The organism is Streptomyces coryli (assembly GCF_011044975.1).
GTDB lineage: Bacteria > Actinomycetota > Actinomycetes > Streptomycetales > Streptomycetaceae > Streptomyces > Streptomyces coryli.
In genome coordinates this window covers 1-7740 of record NZ_JAAKZV010000319.1, presented here as the reverse complement: position 1 = coordinate 7740, position 7740 = coordinate 1, and the positions used below count along the sequence as shown (strand labels likewise).

Sequence of the window (7740 nt, the reverse complement as noted above, 5' to 3'; positions counted from 1 at the left end):
GTGTGGGGCGGGGTGACCTGGTCGGGGTGGTGATGGAGCGCTCGGCGGATCTGATCGGGGTGCTGCTGGGCGTGGTGAAGGCGGGTGCCGCCTTCGTGCCCGTCGATCCGTCCTATCCGCGAGAACGGATCGGCTTCATGCTGGCCGATTCGGCTCCGGCGCTGGTGGTGTGCACGGCGGCGACCGCGGACGTGCTGCCCGCCGGCGCGGCGCGATGGGTGTACGACGCCGAAGAGGCAGCTCGCTCGGGCCGGACCGCCCCGCCCCCAGCCGGCCGACCGCAGGACGCGGCGTATGTGATCTATACGTCCGGGTCGACCGGCACCCCCAAGGGCGTCGTGGTCGCCCACAGCGGCATAGGCAATCTCGTGGCCGCCGAGAACGACCGGGTCCGGGTGAGCGCCGACTCCCGGGTGCTGCAGCTGGCCTCGCTGAGCTTCGACGCGGCGGTCTGGGAGATCTGCATGGCGCTGCTGTCGGGGGCCTCCTTGGTGATGGCGGGTACGGACCGGCTGCCGCCGCACGGGTCGCTGGCGGAGGTGGCATCCGCATTCGAGGTCACCCACATAACGCTGCCGCCGTCGGTGCTGGCCACGGTGGAGGAACTGCCGCCCGCGGTGCGCACTCTCGTGGTGGGCGGCGAGGCGCTGCCGCCGGCGTTGGTGGAGCGGTGGTCGGACCGCCGGGTGATCAATGCGTACGGTCCGACGGAGCTGACCGTCGACGCGACGATGAGCGAGCCGTTGTCGCCGGCAGACGAGGGCCCGGTGCCGATCGGGCGGCCGATCGGCAACACCAAGGCGTATGTGCTGGACGATCGCCTGAAGCCGGTTCCCGTGGGCGTGGCCGGCGAGCTGTACGTGGCCGGGCCGGGGCTGGCGCGCGGCTATCTCGGCAGGCCGGGGCTGACGGCCGCGCGGTTCGTGGGATCACCGTTCGCCACATCGGCCGAGCGGATGTACCGGACCGGGGACCTTGTCCGGTGGACCTCTGACGGTGAGTTGGTCTTCGCGGGCCGGGTGGACGAGCAGGTGAAGATCCGCGGGTTCCGGGTGGAGCCGGGCGAGATCGAGACGTTGATCGCCGGCCACCCGGCAGTCGAGCAGGTCGCGGTGGTCGTACGGGAGGACCACCCGGGAGTGAAGCGGCTGGTCGGCTATGTGGTTCCAGCCGCCGCTGCCGCTGCGGGACTGGAGCGTGTGGTGCGGGAGTTCGTGGCCGACCGGATGCCTGACTACATGGTGCCGGCGGCGGTGGTGGTGCTGGAGGCGCTGCCGGTCACGGTGAACGGGAAGCTCGACCGGGCGGCGCTGCCCGCCCCCGATTTCGACGGCGCGGCGGAGGGGCGGGGGCCGGCGACTGCGGTGGAGGAGGTCTTGTGCGGGCTGTTCGCCGAGGTGTTGGGGCTGGAGCGGGTCGGTGCGGAGGTGTCGTTCTTCGCGCTGGGTGGTGACTCGCTGCTGGCGATGCGGCTGATCGCCCGTATCCGCGCGGCCCTGGACACCGAGCTCAGCATCCGGGAGCTGTTCACGACATCGACGGTCGCGGAGGTGGCCCGGCTGATCGAGGGGGGCCATGGTGCGGTACGGGCGGCGCTGACGCCTCAACCGCGGCCTGAGGTACTGCCGTTGTCGTTCGCGCAGCAGCGGATGTGGTTCTTGAACCGGCTGGAGGAGACGGATCGGGGTGCCGGAGCTGCGTACAACATGCCTTTCGCGCTGCGGATGCGCGGTGAGCTGGATGTGGCGGCGCTGGAGGCGGCGCTGGGCGATGTCGCCGACCGGCACGAGAGCCTGCGGACGGTCTTCCCGGAAATCGGGGGTGCGGCCTGCCAGCAGGTGCTGGAGGGTGTCGCGGGCCGGCCCGCGCTGGGGGTCGTGGAAGCCGGTGATCGTCCGGTCGAGGAGGCCCTGGAGGAGTACGCGGGCCGTGGATTTGATCTGAGTGTGGATCTTCCGTGGCGGGTGCGGCTGTTCGTGACCGGACCGTCCGAGCACGTGCTGGTCATCGTGGCCCATCACATCGCCGTGGACGGCTGGTCGCTGGAGGTGCTGGCGCGGGATCTGGGCGTTGCGTACGCCGCCCGTCGGGTGGGGCGGGTGCCCGGGTGGGAGCCGATGCCAGTGCAGTACGCCGACTATGCGCTGTGGCAGCGCGAGGTGCTGGGGGAGCTCGATGACGCGGAGAGCGTGGTCAGCGGGCAACTGGCGTATTGGCGGGAGGCATTGGCGGGTGCGCCGCAGGAACTGGCGCTGCCGGCGGACCGGCCGCGGCCGGCCGTGTCCTCCTTCGCGGGGCGTTCGGTGCCGGTGCGGGTGAGCGCGGAGACCCATGCGGGGTTGGCGGAGCTCGCCGAGCGCGGCCGGTCGACGATGTTCATGGTGGTGCAGGCCGCCGTGGCGCTGCTGCTCTCCCGAGTGGGTGCGGGCAACGACGTCCCGATCGGGACGGCCGTGGCCGGCCGCGGGGACGCTGCGCTCGACGGGCTGGTGGGGTTCTTCGTGAACACGCTGGTGCTGCGTACGGATGTGAGTGGTGATCCGTCGTTCACGGAGCTGTTGTCCCGGGTGCGGGAGACGGACCTGGGGGCGTACGGACATCAGGATGTGCCGTTCGAGCGGTTGGTGGAGGACCTCAATCCGTCGCGGTCGCTGTCCCGTAATCCGCTGTTCCAGGTGATGCTGGCGCTGCAGGCCGCCGGTGAGGAGCGGTGGGAGCTGCCGGGTCTGGACGTCGAGCCGGTGCCGTCGGCGGCGGAGGCGGCGGCTCGGTTCGATCTGTCGGTGACGCTGGCTGAGGAGCGGGACGGGGAGGGGGCTCCGGCTGGGCTGGCCGGCGGGATTCTGTACGCCACGGATCTGTTTGACGAGGTTACGGCGCGGGCGCTGGCCGGTCGTCTGGTGCGGGTGTTGGAGCAGATCGCGGCGCGGCCGGATGTGCGGGTCAGCGAGATCGAGGTGCTGGAGGCGGCTGAGCGGTCGCTGGTGGTGGATGGGTGGAATGACACGGCGCGGTCGGTGTCGGCGGGTTCGTTGGTGGAGCTGTTCGAGGGGCAGGTCGTGCGGTCGCCGGGTGCTGTCGCCGTTCGGTGTGGGGCTGAGGCGCTGTCGTACGTAGAGCTGGAGGGCCGGGCGAATCGGCTGGCGCGGTATCTGCGGGGGCGTGGGGTCGACCGGGAAGTGCGGGTTGGTCTGCGGCTGCCGCGTGGGGTGGACATGGTCGTTGCCATCCTCGCGGTGTGGAAGGCCGGGGGTGCGTATGTGCCGTTGGACCCGGAGTATCCGGCTGATCGGCTGGACTTCATGGTGGCGGACAGCGGATGCGAACTCGTACTGGATGCCGCGCTATTGGAGCAGGCCGGCGAGGTCATTGCGGCGGAGTCGGCGGAGCCGCTGGGGTTGCGGGTGGCGCCGTCGCAGTTGGCGTATGTGATCTACACGTCGGGGTCGACGGGGCGTCCGAAGGGTGTGGCTGTCGCGCATGGCGGGGTGGCGAATCTCGCCGAGGCGATGCGGCCGGTGCTGGGTGTGGAGTCGGGTGAGGTGGCGTTGCAGTTCGCGTCGTTCAGCTTCGACGCCGCGGTGCTGGATGTCGCGGTCACGCTGGCTTCAGGTGGGACGCTGGCGATTGCTGCCAGTTCTAAGCGTACGGAGCCGGAGCTGCTGGCTCAGATGATCCGCACATCGGGTGTCACCGTGGCCAGCGTGGTGCCGTCACTGCTGGGGGTGCTGAACCCGGCGTCGGTGCCGGACGTGCGCAACTGGGTCCTCGGAGCGGAGCGGATGAGTGCCGACCTGGCGGCCCGCTGGACCGGTCAGGCCCACGTGTGGAACACGTACGGGCCGACCGAAGCCACCGTCATCACCACCGCTGTGCCAGTGGATGCAGGCATCACTGCCGAGGATGTGCCGCCGGCGATCGGTCGTCCGCTGGGCAACACCCAGGTGTTCGTGCTGGACGACTTCCTGCAGCCGGTCCCGCCCGGCGTGACGGGCGAGCTGTATGTCGCCGGTGCCGGTCTGGCCCGGGGCTATGTGGGCCGTCCGGACCTGACCGCCGAACGATTTGTAGCCTGTCCCTTCACTGCCGGTGGGCGGATGTACCGGTCCGGGGACCTGGCCCGCTGGACGACCGACGGCACCCTGGAGTTTGCCGGTCGGGCGGATGAGCAGGTCAAGATCCGCGGCTTCCGGGTGGAGCCCGGCGAGATCGAGTCCGTTATCGCCGCCAACGCCTCGGTCAGCCAGGCGGCCGTGATCGTACGGGAGGACAGGCCTGGTGAGAGGCGCCTGGTCGCTTACGTTGTCCCAGTCGCCGGTGGTGGCATCGACCCCGTAACGCTGCGCGAGCATGCCGCCGTCCGGCTGCCGGAGTACATGATCCCGGCGGTCGTGCTGCTGGAGGCGCTGCCGTTGACGCCGAACGGCAAGCTCGACCGCGCGGCCCTCCCCGCCCCTGACATGAGCGGCAGCGAGGGACGTGCCCCCGCCACCCCTGCCGAGGAGACCCTCTGCACCCACTTCGCCGAGGTACTCGGCCTGGCGAAGGTCGGTGTCGACGACTCCTTCTTCGAGCTCGGCGGCGACTCGATCATGTCGATGCTGCTGGTGTCGACCGCTCGCCGGGCCGGGCTGGTGATCACCGCGCGGCAGGTCTTCGAGCGCCTGACCCCCGCAGGCCTGGCAGCCGTCGCCACGACGCATACGGACGGACCCGCACCTGGCGGCGGCGCCCCCGGCATCGGCGAGATCCCCCTCACCCCGGTCATGCACGAACTCCTCGACCGCGCCGGCCCGGACAAGGTCGGCCAAGCCGTCCAGTCCAGCCTCGTGGTCACCCCGGCCGGCCTGGACTTTACGGTCCTGACCCAGGCCGTGCAGGCACTGGTGGACCACCACGACATCCTCCGCGCCCGCCTCGAAGTCGCCCCGCAGCGGCAGCTGCTCGTACCCGAGACGACGCCGACACAGGGATGGGTGCACCGTATCGACGCCACCACCACAGCCCCCCTCGACCAGCTGATCGAAGAAGAGGCGCGGGCCGCAGTAGCCCGGCTGGATCCGTCGGCCGGGGTGATGCTGCAGGCGGTCTGGTTCGACGGGGGGATGAGCGTCCCCGGGCGGCTGCTGCTCGTCATGCATCACCTGGTGGTGGACACGGTCTCCTGGCGGCTGCTGGTGCCGGACCTGGAGGCGGCTTACACCGCTCTGGCCGCCGGCCGGGACGTAGCACTTGACCCGGTGCCGACGTCCTTCCGGCACTGGGCGCGCGAGCTGTCCGTACAAGCGACAACCCCGGATCGACAGGCAGAACTACCGCAATGGACAGCGCTTCTCGACGATCCCGGGACGCCCCTGACCACCCATCCCGTCGACCCGGACCGGGACGTCGAGTCCACGATCCGTGAGCTGTCGGTGGAGGTCTCCGCCGAGGTCACAGCAGCGCTGCTGACCACCGTCCCGGCAGCCTTCCACGCCGGCATCGACGACATCCTGCTGACCGGGCTGGCCGCGGCCATCGCCGAGTGGCGGCGGAAGCAGGGCCACAGCGTCGCCGGAACGCTCATCGACCTGGAGGGCCACGGCCGCACGTCCTCCAGCGACGGCGTCGATCTGTCCCGCACGGTGGGCTGGTTCACCAGCTCCCACCCGGTGCGGCTCGATGTCGGCGCGAGCGAGGCCGGCGAGATACGGGCTGGTGGTGAGGCGGCCGGCCGGGCGGTCAAGCGGGTCAAGGAGCAGCTGCGCGCCGTCCCCGGCGACGGCCTCGGCTACGGGATGCTGCGCCACCTCAACCCCGACACCGCGCCGACCCTCGCCGCGCTGCCCACCGCCCAGATCGGCTTCAACTACCTCGGCTATCTCACAGCCGGGAAGTCCGACGCAGCGGACCAGAACTCCCGTCATCCATGGGCTCCCACCGCCGGCGACGGCCCCGTCCGACTGGATGGGGAGGTCCCCGTGCTGCACGCGCTGGAGGCCATGGGCGCGGTCCATGACCTGGCCGCAGGCCCGCAGCTCGCGCTGAGCCTTGCTTGGCCGGAGCGCGTGCTGGACGAACCGGCCGTACGGAATCTGCTCGACGGCTGGGCCGCCATGTTGTCCGGCCTCGTCAGCCATACGTCCGGCACCGAAGGCGGGGGCCACACCCCGTCCGACTTCTCATTGATCGCCCTGGATCAGAACCAGATCGACGAACTCGAGACCGAGCAGGCGGAAGACGGGGGAACGCGATGACGCAGAAGCGGGTCGAGGATGTCTGGCCGCTGTCGCCGCTGCAGGAAGGGCTCCTCTTCCACGCGCTCTTCGAGGAGCAGGGCACGGATGTGTATGTGGAGCAGTTCGACCTCGGTCTGGAGGGCGCGCTGGACGTAGCGGCGTTACGGGCCTCCTGGCAGGCGATGCTCGACCGGCACGCGAGTCTGCGCGCGAGCTTCCGGCAGATGGCAGGGGTGGACCAGCCCGTGCAGGTGGTCATGCGGGGCGTGGAACTGCCGTGGCGGGAGGAGGACCTGTCCGGGCTCGGGGCGGGCGCGGTGGCGGAGTCCGAGCGGCTGGGGGCGGAGGAGCGGGCGCGGCGCTTCGATCCGGCCGTACCGCCGCTGCTGAAGGTGCTGCTGGTCAAGGTGGGTCCGGACCGCTACCGGATGATGATCACGCTGCACCACATTCTGCTGGACGGCTGGTCGCTGCCGATCCTGTTCCGGGAGCTGTGGGCCTGCTACGAAGCCGGCGGCAGCGCGGCCGGCCTGCCCGCGGTCACGCCGTACCGGGAATACCTGGAGTGGTTGGGCCGGCAGGACAAGGAGGCCGCGCGCGAGGCATGGCGGCGGGCGCTCGCCGGTACCGAGCAGCCGACGCTCGTGGCGGCGGGCGACGGAGACCCGGCACCGGCGCATGGCCACACGGCGCGTGGCCGGGCAGCCGCGGAGCTGAACGAGGCGCTCGCCGAGCTGACGCGCGTGAGTGGCGCGACCTTGAACACGGTGGTCCAGGTGGCCTGGGCCCTGGTGGTCGGCGGGCTGGCGGGGCGCCGGGACGTGGTCTTCGGCGCGACCGTGGCAGGACGGCCCGCCGAGCTGCCGGGCATGGAGAACATGCTGGGGCTGTTCATCAACACCGTTCCCGTACGCGTACACCTCGACCCGAACCTGTCGGTCGCGGGCGCGCTGGCGGAACTGCAGGCGCAGCAGTCCGCGCTGCTCGACCATCAGCACCTGGGGCTTACGGAGATCCAGCGCCTGGCGGGGCCGGGTGCGACGTTCGACACGCTGATGGCCTTCGAGAACTTCCCGTCGGGCATGCGGGGGCAGGAGCCGGCCGGCGAGCGGGACACACAGCCGGCGGGGGAGACGGTGGAGCTGCCGGGGCCCAGCGGGTTGAGGGTTCTCGACCATGCCGCGCAGGAGTCGATCAACTACCCGCTGGGGCTGGTGGTGAGCACGATCGGCGGGCTCGGGGCGCGGTTGAGTTATCGGCCGGATGTGTTTGACGCGGGGGCGGCGCGGGCTGTTCTGGAGCGGTTGTTCCGAGTGTTGGAGGGGATGGCGGCGGATCCGCAGGGGCGGGTTGGCCGGTTGGGTGTGTTGGGTACCGCTGAGCGGTCGTTGGTGGTGGACGAGTGGAATGAGACGGCGCGGGAGGTGGCGTCGGGGACGTTGGGGGAGCTGTTCGCGGCTCAGGTGAGGCGGTCGCCGGATGCGGTGGCGGTGGTGGGCACCGGGGTGGAGTGGTCGTACGC

General features: G+C 70.9%; 2 protein-coding genes. Both read left to right on the top strand.

Annotation, left to right across the window (positions count from 1 at the left end; all coding sequences use genetic code 11):
- Window positions 1–2: 2 nt before the first annotated feature.
- On the top strand, window positions 3–6236 hold the full coding sequence (locus G5C51_RS37800; RefSeq protein ID WP_338118453.1) for an amino acid adenylation domain-containing protein: 6234 nt from the start codon (window positions 3–5) through the stop codon (window positions 6234–6236).
- Window positions 6233–7740, top strand: a 1508-nt coding sequence (locus G5C51_RS37795) for a condensation domain-containing protein (protein WP_240930199.1), incomplete at its 3' end; no start/stop codon positions are given. The genes G5C51_RS37800 and G5C51_RS37795, both read left to right, overlap by 4 nt.